General features: G+C 39.5%; 25 protein-coding genes and 2 pseudogenes. 22 read left to right on the top strand and 5 right to left on the bottom strand.

From position 1 onward, the window contains the following. The first annotated feature begins 37 nt into the window (after nt 1-37). The 16 genes and pseudogenes from argH (at nt 38) to MHB42_RS11195 (ending at nt 13,370) form a co-directional block, all read left to right on the top strand. Nucleotides 38-1,411, top strand: coding sequence for an argininosuccinate lyase (argH, locus tag MHB42_RS11270; RefSeq protein WP_340806214.1), 1,374 nt, complete (start codon nt 38-40; stop codon nt 1,409-1,411). A 206-nt stretch (nt 1,412-1,617) separates the two neighbouring features. Continuing rightward, nucleotides 1,618-2,022, top strand: a complete 405-nt coding sequence (locus MHB42_RS11265) for a carboxymuconolactone decarboxylase family protein (RefSeq protein ID WP_340806211.1) — start codon at nt 1,618-1,620, stop codon at nt 2,020-2,022. Between the two features lie 268 nt (nt 2,023-2,290). Then, on the top strand, nt 2,291-3,553 hold the full coding sequence (locus tag MHB42_RS11260) for an alpha/beta hydrolase (RefSeq protein ID WP_340806210.1): 1,263 nt from the start codon (nt 2,291-2,293) through the stop codon (nt 3,551-3,553). A gap of 11 nt (nt 3,554-3,564) precedes the next feature. Then, nucleotides 3,565-3,876, top strand: a complete 312-nt coding sequence (locus MHB42_RS11255) for a DUF3784 domain-containing protein (RefSeq protein WP_340806209.1) — start codon at nt 3,565-3,567, stop codon at nt 3,874-3,876. 193 nt (nt 3,877-4,069) lie between these two features. Then, nucleotides 4,070-4,595 (top strand): annotated as a pseudogene (locus tag MHB42_RS11250) (hypothetical protein); the annotation flags it as partial. A 276-nt stretch (nt 4,596-4,871) separates the two neighbouring features. Further along, nucleotides 4,872-6,191 carry an IS1380 family transposase gene (locus MHB42_RS11245; RefSeq protein ID WP_340804206.1) on the top strand — a complete coding sequence of 440 codons (1,320 nt, stop codon included), beginning with the start codon at nt 4,872-4,874 and terminating at the stop codon, nt 6,189-6,191. Nucleotides 6,192-6,377: 186 nt separating this feature from the next. Further along, a pseudogene (locus MHB42_RS11240) lies at nt 6,378-6,929 on the top strand (hypothetical protein); the annotation flags it as partial. A 31-nt stretch (nt 6,930-6,960) separates the two neighbouring features. Beyond that, on the top strand, nt 6,961-8,136 hold the full coding sequence (locus MHB42_RS11235) for an amidohydrolase (protein WP_340808580.1): 1,176 nt from the start codon (nt 6,961-6,963) through the stop codon (nt 8,134-8,136). A 75-nt stretch (nt 8,137-8,211) separates the two neighbouring features. Next, nucleotides 8,212-8,364: a YpzG family protein gene (locus MHB42_RS11230; RefSeq protein WP_340806208.1), complete on the top strand. Its 153-nt coding sequence runs from the start codon at nt 8,212-8,214 to the stop codon at nt 8,362-8,364. Between the two features lie 144 nt (nt 8,365-8,508). Continuing rightward, nucleotides 8,509-9,522 carry a S66 family peptidase gene (locus MHB42_RS11225; protein ID WP_340806207.1) on the top strand — a complete coding sequence of 338 codons (1,014 nt, stop codon included), beginning with the start codon at nt 8,509-8,511 and terminating at the stop codon, nt 9,520-9,522. 17 nt (nt 9,523-9,539) lie between these two features. Then, nucleotides 9,540-10,076, top strand: a complete 537-nt coding sequence (locus tag MHB42_RS11220; protein WP_340806206.1) for a hypothetical protein — start codon at nt 9,540-9,542, stop codon at nt 10,074-10,076. A 106-nt stretch (nt 10,077-10,182) separates the two neighbouring features. After that, nucleotides 10,183-11,187 (top strand): hypothetical protein, encoded by a 1,005-nt coding sequence (locus MHB42_RS11215; RefSeq protein WP_340806204.1) that lies wholly within the window; start codon nt 10,183-10,185, stop codon nt 11,185-11,187. Between the two features lie 120 nt (nt 11,188-11,307). Further along, nucleotides 11,308-11,517: a DUF1963 domain-containing protein gene (locus MHB42_RS11210; RefSeq protein WP_340806203.1), complete on the top strand. Its 210-nt coding sequence runs from the start codon at nt 11,308-11,310 to the stop codon at nt 11,515-11,517. Nucleotides 11,518-11,688: 171 nt separating this feature from the next. Then, a complete protein-coding gene (locus tag MHB42_RS11205; RefSeq protein ID WP_340806202.1) occupies nt 11,689-11,841 on the top strand; it encodes a hypothetical protein in 153 nt (50 codons plus the stop codon). 226 nt (nt 11,842-12,067) lie between these two features. Then, complete coding sequence (locus tag MHB42_RS11200; protein ID WP_340806201.1) at nt 12,068-12,829, top strand: MerR family transcriptional regulator; 762 nt, start codon at nt 12,068-12,070, stop codon at nt 12,827-12,829. Between the two features lie 364 nt (nt 12,830-13,193). Next, on the top strand, nt 13,194-13,370 hold the full coding sequence (locus MHB42_RS11195) for a DUF1963 domain-containing protein (RefSeq protein ID WP_340806200.1): 177 nt from the start codon (nt 13,194-13,196) through the stop codon (nt 13,368-13,370). Nucleotides 13,371-13,513: 143 nt separating this feature from the next. Here the strand turns inward: MHB42_RS11195 and MHB42_RS11190 are convergent, their stop codons facing one another. The 4 genes from MHB42_RS11190 to mscL all read right to left on the bottom strand — a co-directional run bounded on the left by MHB42_RS11190 (nt 13,514) and on the right by mscL (nt 16,965). After that, a complete protein-coding gene (locus MHB42_RS11190) occupies nt 13,514-13,789 on the bottom strand; it encodes a hypothetical protein (protein WP_340806198.1) in 276 nt (91 codons plus the stop codon). A 141-nt stretch (nt 13,790-13,930) separates the two neighbouring features. Next, nucleotides 13,931-15,091 carry an aminotransferase class I/II-fold pyridoxal phosphate-dependent enzyme gene (locus MHB42_RS11185; RefSeq protein ID WP_340806196.1) on the bottom strand — a complete coding sequence of 387 codons (1,161 nt, stop codon included), beginning with the start codon at nt 15,089-15,091 and terminating at the stop codon, nt 13,931-13,933. 3 nt (nt 15,092-15,094) lie between these two features. Then, nucleotides 15,095-16,210, bottom strand: a complete 1,116-nt coding sequence (locus MHB42_RS11180) for a methionine biosynthesis PLP-dependent protein (protein WP_340806195.1) — start codon at nt 16,208-16,210, stop codon at nt 15,095-15,097. A 365-nt stretch (nt 16,211-16,575) separates the two neighbouring features. Continuing rightward, nucleotides 16,576-16,965, bottom strand: coding sequence for a large conductance mechanosensitive channel protein MscL (mscL, locus tag MHB42_RS11175; RefSeq protein ID WP_340806193.1), 390 nt, complete (start codon nt 16,963-16,965; stop codon nt 16,576-16,578). A 160-nt stretch (nt 16,966-17,125) separates the two neighbouring features. On the opposite strand from mscL, the gene MHB42_RS11170 reads away from it, so the two are divergent. Then, on the top strand, nt 17,126-17,821 hold the full coding sequence (locus MHB42_RS11170; RefSeq protein WP_340806192.1) for a lytic transglycosylase domain-containing protein: 696 nt from the start codon (nt 17,126-17,128) through the stop codon (nt 17,819-17,821). A 37-nt stretch (nt 17,822-17,858) separates the two neighbouring features. On the opposite strand, the gene MHB42_RS11165 is transcribed toward MHB42_RS11170, so the two are convergent. Beyond that, nucleotides 17,859-18,116 (bottom strand): GlsB/YeaQ/YmgE family stress response membrane protein, encoded by a 258-nt coding sequence (locus MHB42_RS11165; RefSeq protein WP_274793515.1) that lies wholly within the window; start codon nt 18,114-18,116, stop codon nt 17,859-17,861. A 572-nt stretch (nt 18,117-18,688) separates the two neighbouring features. Here MHB42_RS11165 and MHB42_RS11160 point away from each other — a divergent pair. The 5 genes from MHB42_RS11160 to ilvN all read left to right on the top strand — a co-directional run bounded on the left by MHB42_RS11160 (nt 18,689) and on the right by ilvN (nt 25,855). Further along, complete coding sequence (locus tag MHB42_RS11160) at nt 18,689-19,864, top strand: amino acid deaminase/aldolase (protein ID WP_340806188.1); 1,176 nt, start codon at nt 18,689-18,691, stop codon at nt 19,862-19,864. After that, nucleotides 19,852-21,174 (top strand): D-arabinono-1,4-lactone oxidase, encoded by a 1,323-nt coding sequence (locus tag MHB42_RS11155; RefSeq protein WP_340806187.1) that lies wholly within the window; start codon nt 19,852-19,854, stop codon nt 21,172-21,174. Before MHB42_RS11160 ends, MHB42_RS11155 begins: the two co-directional genes overlap by 13 nt. 305 nt (nt 21,175-21,479) lie before the next feature. Then, nucleotides 21,480-23,150: a dihydroxy-acid dehydratase gene (gene ilvD / locus MHB42_RS11150; protein ID WP_340806185.1), complete on the top strand. Its 1,671-nt coding sequence runs from the start codon at nt 21,480-21,482 to the stop codon at nt 23,148-23,150. A 426-nt stretch (nt 23,151-23,576) separates the two neighbouring features. Next, entirely contained in the window at nt 23,577-25,343 is a 1,767-nt protein-coding gene (gene ilvB / locus MHB42_RS11145) for a biosynthetic-type acetolactate synthase large subunit (protein WP_340806184.1), read from the top strand. Next, nucleotides 25,340-25,855, top strand: a complete 516-nt coding sequence (gene ilvN / locus MHB42_RS11140; RefSeq protein WP_340806183.1) for an acetolactate synthase small subunit — start codon at nt 25,340-25,342, stop codon at nt 25,853-25,855. The genes ilvB and ilvN overlap by 4 nt, the downstream gene beginning before the upstream one ends. Nucleotides 25,856-25,897: the final 42 nt, after the last annotated feature.

Here is a 25,897-nt window from a genome sequence, read left to right as displayed (position 1 = left end):
ACCTTTTGAGAAGTAATGAAGGAAAAGGTGAGCTGTGATGACAAAACTTTGGGGTGGGCGTTTTCAAAAGTCGGCAGAAGCATGGGTAGATGAGTTTGGCGCATCTATTGGCTTTGACCAGGAGCTTGTGCTAGAGGACCTTGAAGGTAGTGTTGCACATGTTACAATGCTTGGTGCAACAGGCATTTTACCAGCAGCTGACGTTGAAGCTATCTTAGATGGTCTTGCCCAATTAAAAGACAAGGCATTAGCTGGTGAGCTTGAATTTACCGTTGCTAATGAAGATATCCACTTAAATTTAGAAAAAATGTTAATTGATTTAATCGGTCCTGTTGGCGGCAAACTGCATACAGGTCGTAGCCGTAATGACCAAGTAGCAACAGATATGCATCTTTTCTTGAAAAAACGTGTACAGGAAGCAATTGATTTAATTGCAGCATTCCAACACACATTAATAGAGAAAGCACAGGAGCATATCGAAACGATTGCACCAGGCTATACACATTTACAGCGTGCGCAGCCTATCTCCTTTGCCCATCATTTAATGGCCTATTTTTGGATGCTAGAGCGTGATAAACAGCGCTTCACAGAATCCATCAAACGCATTGATATTTTGCCATTAGGTGCAGGGGCAATGGCAGGTACTACATTCCCAATCGACCGCTTACAATCAGCGGAGCTGCTTGGCTTTAGCAAGGTTTATGCAAACTCGATGGATGCTGTAAGTGACCGTGACTTTATTGTTGAATTTTTAAGTAATTCATCATTGCTCATGGCACATCTGTCACGCTTTGCAGAGGAAATTATTATATGGTCAACGGATGAATTTAAGTTTATCGAGCTGGATGATGCTTTTTCAACAGGCTCATCCATTATGCCACAAAAGAAAAATCCTGATATGGCAGAGCTAATTCGCGGTAAAACAGGTCGTGTCTATGGCAACCTCATGGGCTTATTAACGGTGTTAAAAGGTACACCATTAACATACAATAAAGATATGCAGGAGGACAAGGAAGGCATGTTCGATACCGTCCATACAATCCTTGGCTCACTTAAAATCTTTGAAGGTATGGTGCGTACAATGACAGTCAATACAGAACGTTTACAACAAGCTGTCCATGCTGACTTCTCAAATGCCACAGAGCTTGCAGATTATCTGGCTACAAAGGGTATGCCATTCCGTGAGGCACATGAGGTAACAGGAAAACTTGTCTTTACCTGTATTCAAAAGGGCATTTACTTGTTAGATTTACCGCTTGATGAGATGCAAAAGGAAAGTGCGCTGATTGAAGAAGATATTTATGATGTCTTAGCGCCAGAAGCGGCTGTTCGCCGTCGTCATTCCTTGGGAGGCACTGGTTTCGAGCAGGTTAAAATCCAAATTGAGCAAGCACAAGCCTGTCTTGCCTAATATGACTTTTGCGTGCATGTCCTTGTGACTTTTGCATAGATAATTCATGAAAGCTGTCCTGTGAGGCGCTATGAAAACCATATCCTTTTTCAGCAAAGCCAGAGGGTGATGTGAAAAAGAGAACCTTACATATGTGAAGGACAATCCTCAATTCTGGAGACGCGGAATTGAGGTTTTTGTGTAGAAAAAGATGGGAGGATTTATTAATGAGCGAACGTTTTACAAAGGGGCTTGAAACGATTAAACAGTATGTAACAGAGGAAGAAGCAGCAAGGATGGTTGAATCCGATGCATTGGCAGATATAGCCCCAGATTTACGAAAAATGATTATTGAATTTGCCTATGGGGATGTTTATGCAAGACCTGGGCTTGACGCAAAAAGTCGAGCACTTGTTGTGATTACAACGGTTGTGACACAGGGAGTAGCACCTCAAACTAAAACACATATACAGCGCGGCTTACATGCAGGTCTAACAGAAACAGAAATTGTAGAGGCACTTTTACAACTAGTGCCTTATGTTGGTTTCCCACGTGTACAAAATGCATTAACAATCGCACAGCAAGTTTTTGCAGAAAAAATGAATAAAAACATGGGAAATGGCTCATCATAATAGCGGAACCACTTATTAATCTGTGATGATGGGGAGGATGTAGAATGAGTAGTCAAATAGCCAAAGACCAAGAATCTCAGGGAAGTCCGCCACAACTGTTAAAGACCTTAACAGTGAAAATCAACAAGAAGCAATAAGTGTCCAAGGACTCAGAATTTTTTCTGGGTCCTTTTTTCTTTGGCTGAAAAATGGTTCATCAAAAATCTAAACGTTTTGACATACGAAAAAATCTGTAATACTCTAACTATAACAGATTGGGGGAGAGGCTATGAAAAAATTATTATGGTTATGCTGTGTATTAGTGCTTGTGGGAGCATGCACGCACAAGGACGCAAGGAGGGATGATGATATAAATAAGCAATTTATTGGCAAATGGGAAGGCGTTATTGAAACACCAAATGGTCCGCTTCCTATTGTGGTGGATTTACAGAATGATAGCGGCACATTATCGGTTCCAGCACAGGGCTTGACAAATTTACCATTACAAACGATTAGCTATACAGATAATCAAGTAACGATAGCTATGCATATCAATGGCTCAGCCATTACGATTAACGGTACATTAAAAGACAACCAAATAGAGGCTACATTTCAACAAAATGGTGGTACATTTCCATTAATTTTAACCGCCTATCAAAAGCAGTCTATTACGTATGAATTCTTGAAGATACCTGTTCAGCAGGGTGATTTAACAGTAGCCGTACAAAAGGCGAGTACATCCCCATCACCAGTGGCATTAATTATCGCAGGCTCTGGGCCAACAGATAAGGATGGCAATTCCGCTTTAGCAGGTAAAAATAATAGCTTAAAAATGCTTGCAGAGGGCTTAGCAAAAAAGGGCATTACAACGATACGCTATGATAAACGAGGACTTGGTGATAACCAAGCACTTGTAACAAAAGAAGAGGACAGTACATTTGACCAATACGTGGATGATGCTGTCCACATTCTGCAAACATTATTAGCTGATCCAGCTTATACAGGCGTACACGTTATTGGGCATAGTGAAGGCTCTCTTATTGGCTTACTAGCAGCGCAAAAAACAGGTGTAGAGTCCTTTGTTTCCATTGCAGGTGCAGGAAGACCATTGGATGAAGTGCTGTTAGAGCAATTAAAGGGTCAGCTCGCACCAAATCTTATCAATGAATCAACAAATATTTTGGCAGCACTTAAACGGGGTGAACAAGTAGCAACAGTATCACCACAATTACAAGCTGTTTTTCGTCCATCTGTGCAGCCTTTCTTAATATCCATGCTAAAGCATCATCCTGCAGCGGAGCTTGCCAAAGTAACAGGTCGCGTATTAATCGTACAAGGAACAACGGATTTACAGGTCAAGGAAGCCGATGCTGAAGCATTAAAGCAGGGCAAACAAGAGGCACAGCTACTTTATATGGAGGGCATGAACCATGTGCTGAAAAAAGCACCAGCAGATCGGGCTGGCAATTTAGCAACCTATGCAGACCCCACACGCCCACTTCATGAAGAGTTGCTGCCAGCTATTCAACAATTTATTCTCAATGGAAAGTAGGGTGATTGCATGTGAGCGGCTTTGTATATTTTGTGCTGATGCTACCATTTCTTATTTTTGCGATTGTTTTATCACAGGGGAAGGGAGCTTTTTTGCTAACAGGGTTTCATACAATGTCACAGAAGGAGCAACAATATGATGAAAAAGCACTAGCAAAATTTATGGGGAAGATTATGTATAGTTACTGCTTTTGCCTATTATTATGTGCTTTCAGTGAATTATGGGCAATACAATGGCTATTAGTAATGGGGCTTAGCCTATTTGTAGCACTCACTATTTTTGTGCTTATTTATACAAATACAGGCAAGCGCTTTCAACAATAAAGGACTTGTTTACTACTAATAACAAGTTCTTTTTTTTATGTAAAATATAGGGGATTAAAATCAAAGTTTCATATTAGAAATATTCTCGAAAATGATATATTTTTCTTCTTTTCTGTAAAACTAAAATTTTTAGAATAATAAGTATTATTATATATAACATTAAAAATTTAATAGGTTAGGAGAATTATTTGATATGTCCCAAATGTTAGCACTGACGATTGTACTGAGTATTTTATACATCGGAGATATCGTTGCAACAAGAACAAAAGCTTGGATTCCATCTGTGTTCGTCTGTGCGGTATTATTTTTAGTTGGCTATTGGACTTTCTTCCCACAAGATATTGTTAGTATTGCAGGGATTGGTCCAGTCGTTGCCACAATGTTAATGTATTTATTAATTACAAATATGGGCACATTGCTGTCCCTTAAAGAATTAAAAAATCAATGGAAAGCTATTGTCATTTCACTGTCAGGTATTTTAGGAATTATTGCGATTTTATTTACCATTGGTACAATGATTTTTGATTTAAAAACAATGATTGTAGCGATTCCTCCATTAGTAGGTGGGGTTGTTGCGGCATTGGTGATGTCGGAGGGGGCAGCGGCGGCAGGCTTAGATGATTTAGCCGTTTTTGCGATTGTTATCTATGTAATTCAAGGATTTGCAGGCTACCCAATTACATCTATTGTACTAAAACGTGAAGCGAAACGTTTGCTAAAGGAACACCAAAGAGGCAACGTTCAGACAATTACCCAAGCACAAGAGGAAGAACCTGTACCAGCGTCTGAGCAACAGCCAAAACTATTTAGCAGAATCCCTGCAAAATATAATACGGAATACCCTAATTATTCACACCCAAATACAAAATCCCACAGGAAAGGCGATTTATCGCCTTTCCTGTGGGATTCTCTTTTTCACTAAAAAAATGAAAAAAGAATCCATTTCTGTTAAGGTTAAATCGACCAAGAACTAACCAAAAGAAAGGATTCTTCTCATGATTAGATTACCGCAAACAACACTTCATTTCAATCACCAACTGAAATTAACTCACGATGGAGGTGAGCTTTCTTCTGATACAGGCCAATTTATCTTCCGTGAGTTCGATGAAAAAATCGGCTTTTCCAAAACAATCGCCAAACACCTTCACTTAAAAGATGAGCGTTCTTACTGTATCCATGACAATATGGAACTTCTTCGTCAAAAAATATATCAGCTCATCGCAGGCTATCACGAGGATGACGCAGCGGATACATTAACGCACGATCCAGTTTTCACGCGTGTACTTGGAAAACCAGCACTTGCATCTCAGCCATCTTTATCTCGATTTTTCAAACGCTTTGACAAACAGGCACTCCAACAACTTCAAGCGGCGAATCAAGAACTACTGGACCGGGTGCATCAGTTACGTCAATCGACGACTCTTTTAATTGATCTGGATTCGTCTCATGCGGATACATATGGCAAGCAAGAAAATGCCTCATACAATAGCCATTACGGCACAGTCGGCTTTCATCCACTCGTTGCGTTTGACGGCTTCACCGGTGATTTTTTAAAAGCGCAGCTACGCCCAGGGAATAGGTATACATCAAACGGTGTCGTGGAATTTGTCCGCCCTTTACTGGATCATTACAACGAAAACTTTCCCGAAACGACAACACTCGTGCGTGGTGATAGCGGCTTCGCAGTACCCGACTTATACAAACTTTGCGAAGATGAATCGGTCTATTACATCATTCGTTTAAAGTCGAACGCCAGACTGAAAGCACTTGCGGAAGAACTACATCCAACATCTGAAATCCGTGATGTCACAAAAGCCGAACGTTATGTGGAGGAGTCAATCTATCAGGCTGGTTCATGGAATACGTCACGTCGCATCATTATTCAGTCTACACGCCCAGCAGGTGAACTGTTCTTCACCCATGCCTTTTTCGTCACAAATTTAAGCGAAACTGCCTTTTCACCGGAAGCCATTCTCACGTCCTATCAAAAACGTGGCGCAATGGAAAACTTCATTAAAGAGGCGAAAGATGGCTTCGGATTCGATCAAATGAAAAGCCATGATTTCCAAGTGAACGAAGCACGCATGATGATCAGTTTACTCGCCTACAATTTAACGAATTGGTTACGTACATTAACGTTTCCATCTGCGAAAAATGGGCTTCAAATCCAAACCATTCGCACACGGTTAATTAAAGTTGCCAGTAAACTTGTAAAATCTGGTCGTTACCTGCATTTCAAATTAGCGTCCAGCTTCGTCTATGCGCGCTTCTTTTCAGACATTCTGACCAGAGTGCAGCAGCTTTCCACCAACTAGATCACTTTTTTAAAAAATCGAACCCGTACCAAGGGATAAGTCTGCCTAAAAACAGGTAAATTCCCATTTTTTAAGTATCAACTGGCCTAAATCATTTATTCCTCCATTTAAATTCCAGAGAAACTTGGTCTGTGATAAGAAATATGACAAAACGAACTCAGGTCAGTTAGCTATGAATAATTCGGGGAATACTTTAAATTTTTCCGTTTAGCACTTGTTGGCTTACTAGCTTATGGTACATCTGTTGCCCTAGCACCCATTGTAACTGTAAATGCTTTAGTGCTTTGTTTAGTGTTTGGTGTACTTGCCTCAACAGTTGGCTTTTTAGAAAGACAACCATTACAAAAGGCAAATGGCTTTGGCTTTGCCATTATGGGCTTAATGCTCTTTATATTTGATGGTTTAAAACAGGCATCTCCAGATATGCTGTTACGCATTGTTGTGCCATTAGTTGTTTCGATAATATTAGCTGTGATTGGGATGTATATCTTCTCCTTTATTGCAGGAAAGCTCTTAAAGGTCAGTCCAAACTTAGCGTTTGCTGTATCATTAACAGCATTATATGGATTCCCAGCAGACTATATTTTAACGAATGAAGTTGTTAAATCATCAACAACAGATGAAAAGGAGCGTGAAATGTTATTAAGCAATATGCTACCACCAATGCTTGTCGGAGGCTTTATTAGTGTGACGATTACATCCGTTATTTTAGCGGGGATATTCGTAAGCTGGCTATAATAACATGAACGAACGTAAGGAGAGAGAAATTATGTGTAATATCAAGGAGATCATTGCTGAATTAAATAATGAGCTGGTGGCGATTCGTCGTCACTTACATAGCGAGCCAGAGCTTTCTTGGGAAGAGTATGAAACAACGAATTATGTGGCTGCTTATTTAGATCAATTAGGTATTCCTTATCGACGCACAGAGCCAACAGGCATTATTGCTGAATTAAAGGGTGGTAAGGAGGGCAAAACAGTTGCTTTACGTGCAGATATGGATGCTTTGTCTGTTTACGAAATTCGAGAGGATATTCCGTATCGCTCTAAAACAGATGGTAAGATGCATGCTTGTGGTCATGATGCTCATACAGCAATGCTACTAATTGCTGCTAAAACATTACACGCTGTGCAGGAAGAGATTGAAGGAACAGTTCGCTTTATTTTCCAACCGGCTGAGGAAGTTGCCGCAGGAGCGAAGGCCATGGTTGAGCAAGGGGCAATGGACGGTGTTGATAATGCCTTTGGGATTCATATTTGGTCACAAATTGATACAGGAAAAATTCAATGTAATAAAGGGCCAGCATTTGCCTCCGCTGATATTTTTAAAGTAACATTTACAGGGCGCGGTGGTCATGCTGCCGTGCCACACGATGCGATTGATGCTGTTATGATTGCCTCTACATTTGCCTTAAATGTTCAAACTGTTGTATCACGTACAGTTGATCCATTGCGTCCTGCTGTTTTAACAATTGGTAAAATGGATGTAGGCACACGCTTTAATGTGATTGCAGAGAATGCTGTTTTAGAGGGAACGGTTCGCTGCTTTGATAAGGATGTTCGTTCACATATTGAAGCACAAATTTATCATTATGCCCAGCAGGTGGCTGCACTTTATGGTGGTACAGCACAAGTTGTTTATGAATATGGCACACAGGCAGTCAATAATGATGTGGAGAGTGCTAATTTGGTGGAACGACTTGCTGTTGAACATTTTGGCGCACAAGCCTATCACCTAGATGATCCAACAATGGGTGGAGAGGATTTTAGCTTTTATTTAGATGAAGTACCGGGCTGTTTTGCACTTGTAGGTTCAGGCAATACAGAAAAGGATACACGCTGGGCACATCATAACGGTCATTTTGATATTGACGAAGAAGGTTTACGTGTCGGCGCAGAGCTATATGTACAATATGCGCTCACGTGGCTGAAAGAAAATAAATAACGTATTGTTCATACGATATTGCCTATACTAACAAAGATTTCACTTATCAAAGCACAATGATGAGGAGGATGAAACATGAGTAGGTTCGAACAATTAGACCCAAAATCTCAAAAAATCCACCGCAACTGGTCACGGATGAAGCATGCCAAAGCGCAAGTAAATGGTGAAACGGAGATTACACTCCATAACCGTCTTTTGCGAAGTGAAGCAAAGGCCCGACAGTTTTAATCATGCTAAAGCTATAAGTGTTATCACAGGGGAGCGTTTCAACTAACTTTTGAAACGCTCCTTTTTGAGTGGCTAGAGTAGCTATTCATGAAACAAAGTATGGAACATGTTATGATAGCAAAAAGCATGAAGGAGTGACTACATATGATAAAATATCCAACTTTAGAAAAAGGGGCAACGATAGGCGTGACTGCACCATCGTCTGGTGTCCCAAGTGAATTACATCATTTGTTACAGTCTGCTTTTAACAGTGTGGAAAGCAAAGGCTTTACTATTATTTGTGCGGAAACAGCATGGACGCAAGATAAGGCAAGGTCTGCCTCAGCTCAAAAGCGTGCAGAGGAATTTAATCAGATGATGCTCCGTGAAGATATTCAGCTAATTATGCCTCCTTGGGGCGGAGAGCTACTTATTGAAACACTTGAGTACATAGATTTTGACCATATGCAAAGTAAGTGGGTGTTAGGCTATTCTGATATTAGTCTGCTATTATTAGCCATTACATTAAAAACAGGTATTGCGACAGCTCACGGCACGAACCTAATCGATTTAAGGGGCGACTATTCGGATGAAACCACAGCCATGTGGCAGTCTGTTTTATCCATAAAAAAGGGTGAGTCCATTCTTCAGCGTTCCTCCAAAAACTATCAAAAAGAATGGCAGCATCATAACCCAACACCGTATATTTTTCATCTAACAGAGCCTACTTACTGGAAATCCACCATCAATGAAAAGGTGAAGATACAGGGGCGATTACTCGGTGGCTGCATTGATACAATCAGACATTTAATTGGTACACCATATGGCGATGTGCAAAGTTTTACAGAGAGCTATAATCAAGGGGATACGATTATTTGGTATCTTGAAAATTGTGAGTTATCGACGACGGATTTGCGGAGAACACTTGTACAAATGAAATTAGCGGGCTGGTTTAACGATTGTAGTGGTATTCTGTTTGGAAGAAGCCCTGCCAATACACCTGTTGCAAATTATACAGTAGTGGATGCTTATCACGAACTTGCAGAAGAATTGCAGATTCCTATTTTATATGATATTGATTGCGGTCATGTGCCACCACAGCTCACTTTGATAAATGGCGCATACGCTGAAGTTGAAGCTGAGAATGGGCAAGGCACTGTGTTACAGACATTTAAATAATAAGGAGAAAAGATAAAATGAGTATACCTATTCCATGCTATTTACAGCCATTTGCCGAAAATGTGCAACAGCTAGACGATATAATATCACAATTCCAGCTGCACTCTAGCACTGGGAATCATCAGTTTACGATTTGGTATTACGGTGATTTACTGAAGCTTGATGGTGAGGAGTTACCTTTTATTACAGGCTCAACAGCTAAAATTATGGCAAAGGATACCGTAACGGGCGAGGAAATTTTACTGTTTGATCGGACAGAGCATGGCTATGATGCAATGTTTTGTGATGACTATACAGAGGAGGAGCGGCAAAACCGTCCACTGCAAAAATATGAGATGCCTGCAATGGAGGTCGTTATAGCCTTTTATTATAATGTTGACTATGACGAGGAGGCAGAGGACTATGAGCTTGATGAACAAGGGAATGTGCAGCTAATTAACGGTAAAACTGCAGACTGGCAAACTGTCAAAAACAATGGCTATGATGCACTTGCTTTTTATCTAAAAAAAGAGGATGGCACATTACTCGCCTTCGCAGATGAAGAATTAGCATAACCATTTGACCAAACCTAGAAATGATTCTAGGTTTTTGATTTACCTTCAATTATTTGGTATAAAGCCGATATAAACGCTAACGACTAACAAAAGGAGGGTACATAACATGAAGATAGAATCTTACGCAAATCCAGCAACTGTTCTTCACGCTGTAAATACTCAAGCTAAGGAAGAAAAGCATATGCAGGTCAGCAAAGACAAGCAGGATGCTGTAACAATTGGAGAGGAAGCACGTCGATTATTTGGTGCTCAAGTTCAATTACAGGAGGCGCCGGAGGAAATTGCTCAAACAATAGCTTCTATGTTTAAAGATGGTGGAAAATTCAAATTTGTTGAAAGTGAGGAGCAGCTAGCGATTCGTGCGGAACAGCAGGTACAATTTGAGGATGCAATTGAACATAATGTGCGAGCAATCATCATCCCACATATCCAAACAAATGATAAGCTCGTTAATAGCTTAAAGGGAGCAAGTCAGCAAGTGCTGGACGCTACCTACTCAACCATCTCTCAAAACTTTTTAGTACGTAATATTGGCGAGATGACAGAGGAGCAGCGTCAGGCTATGATTTCGCTTGGCATCGAAAAGGCGCAATTTATTGCCGATCATTACTTACAGGGACAGCAAGCAAAAGATTATATGGAGGTGATGACAACCATTGCAAAATTTGCAGTCAATGGTGTGAAAAATGACAATGGTACGGTTTCCTATGCCATTGAAAGGGGACCATTAGTGAATGCACCGAATGATTATGTTCATATGGATGATGTAGTGAAAGAGGCATTCCCTGAAAAATGGCAGCGTATTCAGGAGAGTATTTCGAAAGCTACTGAAAAGCAGGATCATGAGGCACTTGCTGAGGCGTTCAAGGAGTACAGCCAATTGGCTAAATCAATTCATACAAGCCAGCCACATCTTGTACAAAAGAAAATAAAAGACTATAACAATTGGCAAAAAGCGATTACTAATACAGTGATGCCAACGCAGTTTCAGTCATTAGATAAAACATCCCTGCCAAACTTTATCAATGCGATTGAAGCAGCGAATACTTGGTTATCCAATGAATTTTTAGCGAAGGATTTAAAGCAGTTTCAACGATATTTAACAAGATAGGACGGTCATTGGTAAAGGAGTGGCAGATGAACCAGACTTAATGGTACTTGCGATTCAATCTGAGCATTAGAGGACAAAAGATGAGCAGTATCGAAAAATTTATTATAGGAAGATAATTAAGTGCATAAGACAGAGGAATTATTAGCCCTTGCCAAAAGCTCTATTCGAATGCTTGCCCAGCCATTTTCGATTGGACGCTCCAAAATGGGGGGCTGTTCTGATGTACCAGCTCATTTTACTTGGCTATATACGAATGACGATAGCTCCCTATATTTTCTGTGCCAAGTTAATCTTACTGAAATCAAGCCGTATGATAAACATCACGCATGACCTGTCAATGGGCTACTCTCCTTTTTCTATAATGCTATGGAGCAGCCATGGGGCTATGATCCGTAAGATTATGATCGCTTTCGCATTTTTTATTTTGCACAGCCGATCGACAACCTTACAAGAGTCACTATACCTGCTGCACTAAAGAAGTATGGTCAGATTGATAGCGCAGTGCTGCAATTTAAACATCAATGGACACTTCCATCACGGGAATATCCATATTTCGGTAAATTAGAGGGGGTTTTAGGTGAGGCTATTGATAGCTATAGTGATTTACAATATGAATGGCTGGAAGCTGAAGAAATGACTGTGGCTTTGAAATAAAGTTGAACTGTTTATAGAAAAGTCGTACCGTTTTGAAAAAAGTTTAACCGTTTATAAAAAAGATGAACCGAAATTTCCTATCTCTATAAAGAAGGAATTTCGGTTTTTTTTGTAGATTAAGAACTTGTGAAGTGATAATAAAGCCATTCCATTAAATGGACCATTTAATTTAGAAATCTTAATAAAAGGACTTGAACCTAACGTAACGTCAGGTTGTATAGTAAAGTTGCCGGCAAAAACAATCGTACGAAATGAGGGGATGATCATAAAAAGAAAATGGAAAGTTGGAGAATTAGCAAAGCAAACCGGATTAACGGTGCGCACCCTGCACCACTATGACCAAATTGGCTTATTTTCTTCATCTGACATTACGGAATCGGGCCATAGAATCTATACCGAAGCAGATATTGTAAAGTTGCAACAAATCCTATCACTAAAACAATTGGGGTTTTCCTTGGAAGAGATTAAAGCAACGATTGAAAATCCTAATTTTAATCCAATTGAAGTAATCAAAATACAGTTAGAAACTGTAAAGAAACAAATTGAAGTACAAGAACAGTTGTACAGTAGGCTTGAAGGCATGTATCAGCTACTTGCAACCCAACAGGAAGTTCAGTCTGAACAATTTATTAAATTAATTGAGGTGATCAATATGAGTGAAAAATATTTTACGAAAGAACAATTAGAAAAAATGAAAAATCAAACAGAGCAATTTAGCTTAGAAGAAAAAAGGCAAGTAGAAAATGATTGGGCTGAATTAATTACTAATGTCCGAGTTGAATTGGAAAAAAATACATCGCCAGAAAGCCCTGTTGTTGTACAATTAGCTAAACGTTGGCAGGAATTAACTAATAAGTTTACTGGTGGTGATCCTGAGATCGTTAAGGCAGCTGAACGTTTCCATGCAGAAAACCCAAACAATCCACTGCAATATGGGGTAGATGGAGAGCTTTATAAGTATATTAAAAAAGCTATGTCACAAATTTAAATTGATTTTTGTAATTAATGAAAAGGTTGTAGGCATTTCATATCGCCTCGGCTTTTTCGTTTTAAACAATCAGACCCTTTAACGGAATAACATCAGTAGAAAATAATCAATCTTTTTTATAAAAAATTACCAGAAAGAAATATTTTGAGAGCCTGTTTTGATCAATCTTTTTTCAAAAGCAGGCTTTCTGCTTTTCGATAATATCGAATTTTAAATGCTTATTATGATCAAACTTTATTTTAAACTTACAATGACTCATCGTATTGGTGGTGACCCTGATGTTATTCAGGGTGATATGTATTTGGAGTGTCAGCTTGTGACCAATGGTTTATATTGTGATGATTCAACAGGCTATTAAGACCCTTTGCGAAAGGAGCTAGAGGCAGGAGCGACGGATTGGCAATTATTGCTGCAGTTTGATTCAGCAAAGGACCTTGGCTATATGTGGGGAGATCGTGACAGACTATATTTTGGAATTCGCGAGGAGGACTGTCGACAACAGCGATTTGAGAAAATATGGATTATTTTGCAATGCTTTTAGTAAAAAAGGGGGGGTTAACATACCCACTTTTTTCACGAATCTCACCGTTTTTAAAAGATAGCCATCGAATAATTCATCATATTCTTCTACTTTTGTAAAGCACTTTGCTGTATAAAAATTCATACCCACTGTATTTTCCTTCTCTACACAAACAAATAATGCGGATAGCTCTGCATAGTAGGGTGTAAATACATAGCGAATAGCTCCGCTTCCCCATTGATAACATTTGAGAAATGAGCGAAGCCTACAAGTGATTCATGAAGCACCGCAACTAAAAATGGACTATTCGCTAACCGTTTTATGAGCTGCTCTATTGCTAAAAAATGATCTTGAATAGCATGAGCAATAATATCCGCATATGTATAATGCCAGCTGCTTCGGGCAATTTCTTGTACAAAAGCAATATCATCTTTTTGCATTTGTCGTATAATAAGGGACAATATTTTCACCTACAATGTCGAATATAAGTATACCAATATATAGAACAATTATATGCTTAGGTAAAAAAATAAAGCATAAAACCGCGTTATAAAAATCACGATTTTATGCTAAATCTCAAGCTAAGCCTTTGCAGCAAATTCTAATGCTTGTGCAAAATCGGCAATTAAATCATCGACATGCTCAAGCCCTACTGAAAAACGTAAAAGTCCATCTGTAATGCCACGTTTTGCACGTTCCTCAGGCTCCATCGCAGCATGGCTCATCTTTGCTGGATAAGAAAGGATTGATTCCACGCCTCCAAGAGAAACTGCAAACACAGGAATTGTCATTGCCTCTACTAATGCCTTTGCAGCAACGTAACTTGGCAAACGGAAAGATAAGACAGCACCTGCACTTGTGCTTTGGCTTTGATGAATGTCATAGCCAGGATGTGAGGCAAGCCCAGGATAATACACTTGCTCAACAACCGGATTCGCAGCTAAAAACTCTGCAATCTTTTGGGCAGATTGTGCGGAGCGGCTAAAGCGTACATCCGTTGTTTTAATATTTTGTAGCAGTGTGAAGGAATCCTGCACACCTAAAATATTACCGAATGAATTTTGAATAGCGTAAAGCTCCTGCCCAAGCTGTTCATCGGCTGTTACCGTTAAGCCAGCAATAATATCAGAATGACCTGATAAAAACTTTGTTGCACTATGAATTACGACATCTACGCCAAGCTCTAATGGGCGTTGGTGTAACGGTGTCATAAATGTATTATCTAAAAATGTTAGGCATTGGTGCTGCTTGGCAAGTGCCACCACACCACGAATATCTGTAATACCCAATGTTGGATTCGATGGAGTTTCTATATAAAGTAGCTTTGTAGCTGGTGTAATAGCCGCTTCCACTGCCGCTAAATCCGTGAAATCGACAAAAGTATGAGAAATGCCAAAGCGTGGTAATACCTTTGTGACAAAACGATATGTACCGCCATACACATCCTCTGTCATCACAATATGATCGCCCTGTGATAATAACATTAGAGCTGCTGATACCGCAGCAATACCTGATGAAAAGGCATGTGCACGTACACCGCCCTCTAATTCAGCTACCGCTTTTTCGAGCGCATCTCTTGTTGGGTTACCAGAGCGTGCGTAGTCATATTCGCCAAACTCATCAATGCTTTCTTGATGGAAGGTAGAGGACAGGTACATTGGAACATTGACTGCTCCTTTTTTATTTGTATAGCCATCACGTACACCAGCGTGAATTAGACTTGTTTCAATACGTTGCTTCATTCATTATGCCTCTTTTCTAAGAATATCGAATACTTGACGTAAGTCTGCAATTAAATCTTCTGCTTCCTCAATTCCAACAGAGAAGCGGAGTAAACGATCACATACACCGCGCTCCACACGCTCTTCATATGGCATATCTGCATGTGTTTGTGTAGCAGGATATGTAATAAAGCTCTCAACACCGCCAAGACTTTCAGCAAACGTAATTAATTTTAAATTGCGCAGGAATGGATCAACCCACTCAGGCTTTTGCAGACGGAAGGATAGCATGCCACCTTTTCCTGTATAAAGCACATCTGTTACAAGCTCCTCTTCCTCTAAATAAGCCGCAATTGCTTTCGCATTTGCATCATGCTGCTTTAAGCGTAAATGCATTGTTTTTAAGCCGCGAATTAGCAGCCATGAATCCATTGCGCCTAGCACCATACCACTGCCATTATGAATAAAGCCAATACGCTCAGCTAATTCTGTACCTTTTACTACTACAAGACCTGCTAGCACATCATTATGTCCACCAATATATTTTGTCGCAGAATGCAGGACAATATCTGCGCCTAACTCGATAGGACGTTGGAAGTATGGTGTATAAAACGTATTATCAACAATTAATAATAAGCCATGCTTATGTGCTAGCTCAGCATATAATTGTAAATCAAATTCCTGCATCAATGGATTTGTTGGCGTTTCAATAAATAATGCACGCGTATTGTCATTAATTAATGCTTCCACATGTTCAACAGATTCAAATTTTGAATAAACAGGCTTAATATTATAAGTTTCTTCGAAGAAGGCAAATAGTCGATATGTACCGCCATATAAATCATCAGGCACTACTAGCTCATCGCCCGGTTTAAAGATGGAAAGCACTAATTGAATGGCTGCCATACCAGAGCTACAGGCAAAGCCCATATCGCCGCCCTCTAAATCTGCAATACCTGCCTCTAAAAGTGCACGTGTTGGATTTTTTGTACGTGTATAGTCAAAGCCAGTAGATTCACCAATACCAGCATGCTTATAAGCAGTTGATAAATGAATTGGCGGGCTTACAGCACCTGTTGCTGGGTCGCTTAAATTTCCTAATTGTACAAGTTTTGTTTCAATGCTTCTGTTTAATGTCATAATGTCACTCTTTTCTTTAATGCTGAATATAAAGCGTATATTGGCGCTTCTTATTCATTGTATTTTCAATAATTGTTATCAATTTAACATGTATGGAAAAGAAGAACAAGGGTGATTTCTGAAAATTAGCGAGATTATAAATACCTCTAAAGAAAATAAATACTTGCGATTTGGGCGAGAATACCCGCGAAGCCAGAGTAAATACCTGCGATTCGAGAGCGAATACCCACGGAGCTAGGACAAATACCCGCGTTTCGGGCGAGAATACCAACGAAGCCAAAGCATGCATCTTCACAATACAACACTAATTTCTGCTGAATGCCATAAAAAAATCTGCCTCAATAGAATGAAACAGATTGTTAGGATTAAGCTTGTTCTTTTTTCAATAAATCGCGAATTTCTTTTAATAATTCTTCCTTTGCATCAAGCTCAGGTGTTGGTTCTTCAACAGCAGCCTCTTCCTTTTTACGTGTTAGCTTAGTCATAATGCGTAAAGCCATAAAAATCGCAAAGGCAATAATTAAAAAATCGATGATTGATTGTAGAAATATACCTAAATTAACTTGGGCTTCTCCTGAGCCAAAAACAAAGCTCTTTGTTAAATCAATACCACCTGTTAATATACCGACTAACGGCATAATAATATTTTCAACTAAGGAGGTTACAATTTTACCAAAAGCACCGCCAATTACAACTGCTACTGCGAGATCAACAATATTGCCTTTCATCGCAAATTCCTTAAAGTCTTTCCACAAAATAAATTCCTCCTTAATTTTTATCCATCAAAGCGTATTTTACTATATAGTTCTCAGCCTTTTCAACTGGTTTTATAGTGGAAACGGCGATGAAAAGATATACTACATTTATCCGTAAGTTTGGTAAGATGAAAGAAGAATACTAGATTAGGTGTGGCTTATGGCAAAGAACAAAAACAAGAAACCGATGTTATCATCTACAGCAAAAATGGGTATGATAGCCTTATTAATACCAATCGCAATTACTGTTTATATTTTTACATTTTTTGCATGGAAGGAACTACAAACTTTACCGATTTTCGAAAAGCTTGCCCAGCAAAAGGTGGTAGAAGAAATTCAACAGCATTTTGACATGGCTATCCCAGAGCAATTTATTCCTATTTATGTAGCAGCAGAGGAAAAATATGGTGTGCCATGGACATTGCTAGCTGCCCATCATCGGATCGAAACACGCTTTTCTACAATGAAAACAATGGTTTCATCAGCTGGCGCAGAAGGGCATTTACAATTTATGCCTTGTACATTTGTAGGCTGGCAACATCCTACTTGCTCAGGGTTAGGCAAAGGCGATATACCAAAGGCAGAGCTGATGAACCCAGCAGCTATTGCAAAATATGGTGGCTATGGTGTAGATGCTAATGGAGATGGTATTGCAGACCCTTATGATATTGAAGATGCCATTTTTAGTGCAGCGAATTACTTAGCGAAATACGGTGCTGCTAATGGAGAAATTCAACAAGCTGTTTTTCAATACAATCACAGTGATGAATATGTAGAAAAGGTACTGCATTATTTTCATATGTACCATGATTATCATGATGAATTAAAAGCAGCCGTGCTAATCCATCATAAATAGGAAAGAGCCACCGCAATGATGGCTCTTTTTAACATATTTAAGTCGCCTTGCGCATACCTTTTAAAATAAGGCTTACGATAAAGATCAGCACGATTGCGCCAATTAGTGCTGGGAACACATAGAAATCACTTACTTTCCAGCCCCAATTACCTAAAACCATACTACCGATCCAAGAACCGACAATCCCTGCAATAATGTTCCCGATAATGCCACCAGGTACATCCTTACCTAAAATTACGCCAGCTAACCATCCGAGAATACCGCCGATGATTAAATACCAAATGAAACTAATCATTATTTTCATCTCCTTAAAATTAAGATATAATGGCGATTACTTAGTTATACCCTGAATGAAGCAGATTAAACGTGTTCTGCTTTTTTAGTAATTATTACATGCTTTTCAACCCATTATTTGCTCTACATATATCACTGTAAATAAGCATAAATTATATGTTGTACAGCATCGCTTATCTCTATAATATGTATAGCTGAAAAATTTGTACCATCCATCTCACTAATATTCTCCATTTTTATTTAGGTTCATAGTCTTTTGAAAAAATATATATAAATTTCAAAAAAAGTTTGAAATTTTTGTGACAAGTCACTATAATAATAAAAAAGGAGAGTGATTCATATGGATATGGCTGTAATGAAACGTTTAAATCGACAAGGTTTTTTGATTGCGGGTTTACATTTACTAGTAATGCTTAATCTTGCAGCTGAGTTTTTATACGCATCGTAACCAACTACTATAGAAAGGTGAATAAAATGTTTATCCAATTTTAAAACAACCGTGAAAGCTTTGTTTAGCCAATGCTCACGGTTGTTTTTATTTTATAAAATGTCAAATACAAGGGAGGCGATTGTATGACAACAAGGATGGAGCAAGCGTTTTATCATTTGGAACGGCCATTTGCTTGGCTGGATTTAGATGCGCTAGATAAAAATATTCAAACGGTACACAATGCTTGTGGTGAAAAACAAATTCGAATCGCAACAAAATCCATTCGCTCTGTGGAGGTACTGCGCTATATCCAAAAGAATCTTGCGAATGCTGTAGGCTTGATGACATTTACAGCAGCAGAAACGATTTATCTATTAGAACAGCATTTTGATCATTTATTGCTTGGTTATCCTGTGATGGAAGAGTCTGCGATTCGTCGATTATTGCATTTTGTTAAGGATGGAAAAAGCGTTACCTTTATGGTGGATCGACCAGAGCATATCCAACTATTAGCAAAGCTAGGGGAGGAACTTGGCGTACGTGTGCAGGTTTGTATTGATATAAATGTTTCCAATGATTTTAAACTATTGTATTTTGGGACGAAACGTTCATCATTGTATTCTCTTGAGCTATTAACGCCGTTTTTACAATTTATTCAACAGCATCCTATCATTGAGGTTACTGGCGCGATGGGCTATGAGGCTCAAATTGCAGGTGTCGGCAACCGCCCTGCAAATGCTTTAAAAGGTAGATTGATTGAAACGATGCAAAAACAGGCTAAAAAGCAAGTGACCCAATTTCGTCGCTTAGCCGTTGCCCATATTAAGGCTTATTTTCCGAATCTTCGCTTTGTGAATGGAGGAGGGTCGGGGAGTATGCGCTATACAGCTCAACAAAAAGAGGTGACCGAAATAACAGTAGGCTCCGCCTTTTATGCACCTGCATTGTTTGACCAATTTACACATTTGCAGCTAGCCAAAGCAGCTGGGTTTGCATTACGTGTCACAAGAAAGCCTGAAAAAGATATAGTTGTTTGTCATGGTGGTGGTTATATTGCTTCTGGCGCAATGGGTATCGACCGTTTACCTGTATTCTATGAATCTGCTACATTTGCATATCTTAGCTTAGAAGGGGCAGGGGAGGTGCAAACACCCATTAAAGTAAAGGGCAGCAACATACAGATGGGCGATACGATCTATTTTCGACATGCCAAGGCTGGTGAACTTTGTGAGCGCTTTCAAGTATTGCATAGTATTCGTGGGGATGAATATATGGGACCATATACAACATATAGGGGGGATGGACAATGTTTTCTATAGCAACATGGCAGCATGGTGCAAAATGGACAAACTGGGCTGGCAATGTGGTGTCATATCCAGGTGAAATGCATACACCACGATCCATTGAGGAAGTTTCAACAATTGTCAAGCAAGCGCGTGAAGCGGGAAAAAATATTCGTGTAACAGGTGCAGCTCACTCCTTTAGTGCTGTTGCTATGCCAGAGCATATCGCTATTTCTTTACATAATATGCGGGGATTAATCGCGATGAATGAGGAGCAGCAGGAGGCAACATTATGGGCTGGCACGTATTTATATGAAATTGGTCCACTGTTAGCAAAATATGGCTTTGCTTTAATCAATATGGGTGATATTCAGGAGCAAACAATTGCTGGTGCTGTATCAACAGGCACACATGGTACAGGGGTTACACTCGGTTCCCTGTCCTCGACAGTTATGGCATGGGGCTTTGTAGATGGCACAGGTGTATATCAGGAGCATCGTCGAGGCATGGACGATTTATCAGAAGCGCTCCATGTATCACTTGGTATGCTAGGTGTGCTGGTCAAAGTGACGATAAAGGTCATGCCAATCTACGGCTTACACTATATAGGGACGAGCGATACACTTACAAATGGGCTGGCACTTTTTGCGGAGGATATTCGCCAGCACCGTCATGTGGAGTGGTTTTATTTTCCGGGGAGTGAAACCATTCAGATAAAGCGTATGAATGCTGTAGCGCCTGTTTATCAGAGTGAATGGAACAAGCGAATAGAAATGCTTAAGCTGCAAGTTGTAGAAAACGGTGCTTTTTTTGCCATGTCAGAGCTTTGTAAATGGCGGCCTGCTTTAAGCGGTATGATGAGCAAAGTTGCAGCGAGCAGTGTTGTGAAGGGTGAGAAAGTCGGCATTAGCTATGAAATTTATCCATCACCTCGTAGTGTTAAATTTCAGGAAAGTGAATATGCCATTCCGTTAACACAGTTTGAAGCATGTATGGAGGAAATTCATGCAACCTTGCAAAAGGGTATTTTCCATGTGCATTTTCCATTAGAATGTCGAACAACGGCAGGGGAAGCAGGTTTTTTAAGTCCAACCCAAGGGCGAGAATCAGCCTTTATCGCTTTTCATATGTATAAAGGCATGGCAGAACAGCCGTACTTTAAATGGGTGCATACATTGATGCAAAAATATGATGGCCGTCCTCATTGGGGCAAGCAACATTATGTAACAGCTCAAGCAGTCCATACACTATATCCAGAGATTGAAAGATTTTTAACTATCCGTCAACAATATGACCCTGACCAAGTATTTTTAACAGGTTATCTAAAAAAATTATTTTTATTGTAGCGTATAAATGATAAAAAAATAAAAATTACATGAACTATTAAAATTTTTATCAAAACGAGATAAAAATGATATTTAATCAGCATGAAAACGATTTCAAATTTAGCTGATTTTTTGAATTGTTTAAACAATTCAAAAAATACTGTTGACGAGAAGCTTTTTTCGTACTATGATAACAACAATTTAACACGTTCGTTACAACAGTAATGAAACGAAAAAGCTATGATTCTATAAACAAAATTTGATTTGAATAGACAGAACATTTTGTATATAGCAACAAACAGAGCAATAAATGAGGGGCGTTTAAAATGAGAAGTGACATGATTAAAGTAGGCGTAGATCGAGCGCCGCATCGAAGTCTTTTATATGCAACAGGCAAAGTAAAAGCAAAAGATTTAGGCAAGCCATTTATTGGTATTTGCAACTCTTATATCGACATAATACCAGGTCACGTTCATTTACGTACGTTCGCTGATGTTGTCAAAGAAGCCATTATTGAGGCGGGTGGTATTCCATTCGAATTTAATACAATCGGTGTTGATGATGGTATTGCAATGGGGCATATTGGTATGCGTTATTCATTACCAAGCCGTGAAATTATCGCTGATTCAGCAGAAACAGTTATCAATGCACACTGGTTTGATGGTGTATTTTATATTCCAAACTGTGACAAAATTACGCCAGGTATGCTAATGGCAGCAGTTCGTACTAACGTACCATCCATTTTTGTTTCGGGTGGTCCAATGGAGGCTGGTACATCTGCTTCAGGCAAACAGCTTTCATTAACATCTGTTTTTGAAGGCGTAGGAGCTCATAAATCTGGCAAAATGTCAGCTGAGGAGCTATTAGATATTGAAAACAATGCCTGTCCAACATGTGGTTCGTGTTCAGGTATGTTTACAGCAAATTCTATGAACTGCTTAATGGAAATACTTGGTGTCGCTTTGCCTGGAAATGGTACAATCGTAGCCACTTCTGAGGAGCGCCATAAGCTGATTAAGGAAGCAGCGAAGCAATTAATTCGCATGGTCAAAGAGGATGTGAAACCTCGTGACATTATTACAAAAGAGGCAATAGATGATGCCTTTGCACTTGATATGGCAATGGGCGGTTCCACAAATACCGTTCTTCATACATTAGCCATTGCAAATGAAGCTGAAATAGATTACAACATTGAAGATATTAATAAAGTAGCAGAACGTGTACCATATTTAGCAAAAATCATGCCTGCTTCTGATATCTCAATGGATGATATTAATAAAGCTGGTGGCGTAAGTGCCATTATTAATGAATTAGTATCCATTCCAGGAGCGATTCATCCAGACCGTCCAACAGTGGCGGGTGTAACGATGGGCGAACTTGTCAAAGACCATCATATTACAAACAATCAAGTGATTCGAACAAAAGATAATCCATATAGTGCTGTAGGTGGCCTATCGATATTATTCGGTAATATTGCACCTGAAGGCTCTGTGATTAAAGTGGGCGCAGTTGACCCTTCCATTAAGGTGTTTACAGGAGAGGCAATCGTCTTCGATTCACAGGAGGAAGCTCAAGAAAATATTGATAATGGAACAGTGAAAGAGGGTCATGTTGTCGTCATTCGCTATGAAGGACCTAAAGGTGGCCCAGGGATGCCTGAAATGCTTGCACCAACATCTGCGATTCAAGGTCGCGGCCTTGGTACAAAAGTTGCGTTAATTACAGATGGTCGCTTCTCAGGTGCATCCCGCGGTATTTCAATCGGACATATTTCACCAGAAGCTGCTGAAGGCGGTCCAATCGCTTTAGTTGAAAATGGCGATATTATCTCTATTGATTTACCAAATCGTACAATTCATTTAGAAGTTTCAGAGGAAGTTTTAGCTGAACGTCGTGCAAAATTACCTGTCTTTGAACCAAAGATTAAACGTGGGTGGCTTGCAAGATATTCTAAATTAGTAACAAACGCTTCAACAGGTGGCGTAATGAAGATTTAACAATTTCATATTTTAAAGCGTTGATGAGGTTAAAGGTTCTAGAGCCTTGTATCTACCAGAGAGCCGGTTGTGCTGGAAGCCGGCGATACAACTAGTTCCGACATCCCCTCGGAGTGAGCTATTAAACGTGTTTACACCATTAGATAGCTTCGGGCATATTCGAAAGTGCTCGTTATTAATGAATAAATGTTTTATGACACCGTATTGGATGTGAGAGCTTCGCATTGGTGCATAAATGCAGTCATTTATTCACGAGGTAGCAATTATTTGCTATAAAAAAGGGTGGTACCATGGAAAGTCTTTTTCATCCCTACGTAAGGTAATTCTTTGCGTGTGGAGAAAAAGGCTTTTTATTATTTTCAATATGGAAATACGCCAACCCTCCCATAAAAATAGGATGGAAAAATATAAAGGAGGCATAATTTGATGAGTGCAAATGTTTCAATCAATGAAAAAGAGCAATTCGCAGCAACAACCACTGATAAACCAACTTATCAAGCGAAGGATGGTGCAGATGTATTAGTACAAGCATTGCACGATCAAGGTGTTGAAATCATTTTCGGCTATCCAGGAGGAGCCGTACTACAAATTTATGATGCGATGTATAAAAACCCAATCCGTCATATTTTAACAAGACATGAACAGGGTGCTATCCATGCAGCGGAGGGATATGCGCGTGTATCTGGTCAACCAGGTGTTGTTATCGCCACAAGTGGACCAGGTGCAACAAATCTTGTGACAGGTATTGCAGATGCCATGATTGATTCCATCCCATTGGTTGTCTTTACAGGTCAAGTTTCTACAGCCGTTATTGGCACAGATGCTTTCCAGGAAGCAGATATTATGGGCATTACAACACCAATCACAAAGCATAATTACCAAGTGCAGGATATCAATGATATTCCGCGTATCGTGAAGGAAGCTTTCCATATTGCTAACACAGGCAGAAAAGGACCAGTTGTTGTAGATTTTCCAAAAAACGTTTCACAAATGCTATTTGATGTAGAAAACCCACCAAAAGCACCTGATGAAATTTATTTACCGGGCTATCAACCAACGTATAAGCCGAATTATTTGCAAATTCAGAAAGCTATTCAAGCAATTTCTTTAGCAAAAAATCCAGTGATTTTAGCTGGTGCGGGCGTTCTTTTTGCTGATGCACGTGAAGAGCTAACAGCCTTTGCAGAAAAATATCGCATTCCAGTAACCAATACATTATTAGGATTAGGGTCCATTCATGGTGAGCATGAGCTATTCCTTGGTATGGCTGGTATGCACGGAACTGTTACTGCTAATACGGCGATTACAAAAGCCGATTTACTATTAAATATCGGTGCTCGCTTTGATGACCGTTTAACAGGTAATTTAGCAACTTTTGCACCGAATGCAACGATTATTCATATCGATATTGATCCAGCCGAAATTGGTAAAAACGTACCAACGGATATTCCAATTGTGGCAGATGCGAAAGAAGCATTAAAAGCATTGCTGAAAAAGGATTTTGAAGGACCTGAGACAGACGAATGGTTAGCTTATTTACAGCAGCATGCTCGTGAGTATCCATTATGGTATGTCAAGGATGAGAACGATCAAGAAATTTTACCGCAAGAGGCATTGCAGCTTATACACAAAATTACAGAGGGTGAAGCGATTGTCACAACAGATGTTGGTCAGCATCAAATGTGGGCAGCACAATACTATCACCTGAATAATCCTCATGGATGGGTAACGTCTGGTGGACTTGGTACGATGGGCTTCGGTTTCCCTGCCGCAATTGGCGCCCAATTTGCGAAGCCAGACAAAAAGGTAGTTTCGATTGTAGGGGATGCAGGATTCCAAATGACAGCACAGGAACTCTCATTGCTACAGGAATTTAACTTACCAGTAAAAATTGTAATTTTGAATAATAGCTGTCTTGGTATGGTGCGTCAATGGCAAGAAACATTCTATGAAGAGCGCTATTCATCATCATTAATGCCGATTCAGCCAGATTTTGTTAAATTAGCAGATGCCTACGATATTAAAGGCTATCGTATTAACACAATCGATGAAGCGGAAGCGATTTTCCGTGAGGCACTACTTTCTGATGAGCCAGTATTAATTGATTGCCGCGTGAAGCAGCTTGAATGTGTTTACCCGATGGTAGCGCCAGGCAAAGGCTTGCATGAAATGATTGGGGTGAAAAAGAATTGAAACGAGTAATTACTGTAACTGTGATTAACCAAAGTGGTGTATTAAACCGATTAACAGGCTTATTGATGAAGCGTCAATTCAATATTGAATCCATTACAGTTGGTCATACGGAGCAACAAAACTCCTCCAAAATGACCTTTGTAGTTCATGTAGAAGATGAGCGCAAAATTGAGCAGCTAGTGAAGCAATTATCGAAACAAATTGATGTATTAAAAGTTAATGACATTACTGACAAAGCGATTGTTCTACGAGAGCTGGCACTTGTTAAGGTTATTTCACCGCCAAATTTACGCCTGGAAATGAATTCGATTGTCGAACCTTTCCGTGCACAAATTATTGATACGGCTAAAAATGTTGTGACGTATCAAGTAGTAGGTCATCCTGAAAAAATTGATGCCTTTATCGAGCTCATTCGTCCATATGGCATTAAGGAGCTTACTCGTACAGGCGCAACAGCATCTGTACGTGAAACGCAAATTATCTCAAATCCGCAGCTTTCTATTTTAAAATAGTTTGCATATAAAAATGATACGCTTTTAATAAAAGCGTAAAAC

The sequence above is a fragment of the Lysinibacillus sp. FSL K6-0232 genome, assembly GCF_038008325.1.
Classification (GTDB): domain Bacteria; phylum Bacillota; class Bacilli; order Bacillales_A; family Planococcaceae; genus Lysinibacillus.
This window is presented reverse-complemented; position numbering and strand designations above follow the sequence as displayed.

What these genes read in the sequence shown, in the direction of transcription:
- MHB42_RS11180 (WP_340806195.1), bottom strand. Translation starts at nt 16,210, where the DNA reads ATGACATTAAACAGAAGCATTGAAACAAAACTTGTACAATTAGGAAAT.
- ilvD (WP_340806185.1), top strand. Translation starts at nt 21,480, where the DNA reads ATGAGAAGTGACATGATTAAAGTAGGCGTAGATCGAGCGCCGCATCGA.
- MHB42_RS11260 (WP_340806210.1), top strand. Translation starts at nt 2,291, where the DNA reads ATGAAAAAATTATTATGGTTATGCTGTGTATTAGTGCTTGTGGGAGCA.
- MHB42_RS11160 (WP_340806188.1), top strand. Translation starts at nt 18,689, where the DNA reads ATGACAACAAGGATGGAGCAAGCGTTTTATCATTTGGAACGGCCATTT.
- MHB42_RS11190 (WP_340806198.1), bottom strand. Translation starts at nt 13,789, where the DNA reads ATGCAAAAAGATGATATTGCTTTTGTACAAGAAATTGCCCGAAGCAGC.
- MHB42_RS11265 (WP_340806211.1), top strand. Translation starts at nt 1,618, where the DNA reads ATGAGCGAACGTTTTACAAAGGGGCTTGAAACGATTAAACAGTATGTA.
- MHB42_RS11220 (WP_340806206.1), top strand. Translation starts at nt 9,540, where the DNA reads ATGAGTATACCTATTCCATGCTATTTACAGCCATTTGCCGAAAATGTG.
- MHB42_RS11155 (WP_340806187.1), top strand. Translation starts at nt 19,852, where the DNA reads ATGTTTTCTATAGCAACATGGCAGCATGGTGCAAAATGGACAAACTGG.
- MHB42_RS11215 (WP_340806204.1), top strand. Translation starts at nt 10,183, where the DNA reads ATGAAGATAGAATCTTACGCAAATCCAGCAACTGTTCTTCACGCTGTA.
- MHB42_RS11230 (WP_340806208.1), top strand. Translation starts at nt 8,212, where the DNA reads ATGAGTAGGTTCGAACAATTAGACCCAAAATCTCAAAAAATCCACCGC.
- MHB42_RS11245 (WP_340804206.1), top strand. Translation starts at nt 4,872, where the DNA reads ATGATTAGATTACCGCAAACAACACTTCATTTCAATCACCAACTGAAA.
- MHB42_RS11225 (WP_340806207.1), top strand. Translation starts at nt 8,509, where the DNA reads ATGATAAAATATCCAACTTTAGAAAAAGGGGCAACGATAGGCGTGACT.
- MHB42_RS11235 (WP_340808580.1), top strand. Translation starts at nt 6,961, where the DNA reads ATGTGTAATATCAAGGAGATCATTGCTGAATTAAATAATGAGCTGGTG.
- argH (WP_340806214.1), top strand. Translation starts at nt 38, where the DNA reads ATGACAAAACTTTGGGGTGGGCGTTTTCAAAAGTCGGCAGAAGCATGG.
- MHB42_RS11165 (WP_274793515.1), bottom strand. Translation starts at nt 18,116, where the DNA reads ATGATTAGTTTCATTTGGTATTTAATCATCGGCGGTATTCTCGGATGG.
- MHB42_RS11170 (WP_340806192.1), top strand. Translation starts at nt 17,126, where the DNA reads ATGGCAAAGAACAAAAACAAGAAACCGATGTTATCATCTACAGCAAAA.
- MHB42_RS11185 (WP_340806196.1), bottom strand. Translation starts at nt 15,091, where the DNA reads ATGAAGCAACGTATTGAAACAAGTCTAATTCACGCTGGTGTACGTGAT.
- ilvB (WP_340806184.1), top strand. Translation starts at nt 23,577, where the DNA reads ATGAGTGCAAATGTTTCAATCAATGAAAAAGAGCAATTCGCAGCAACA.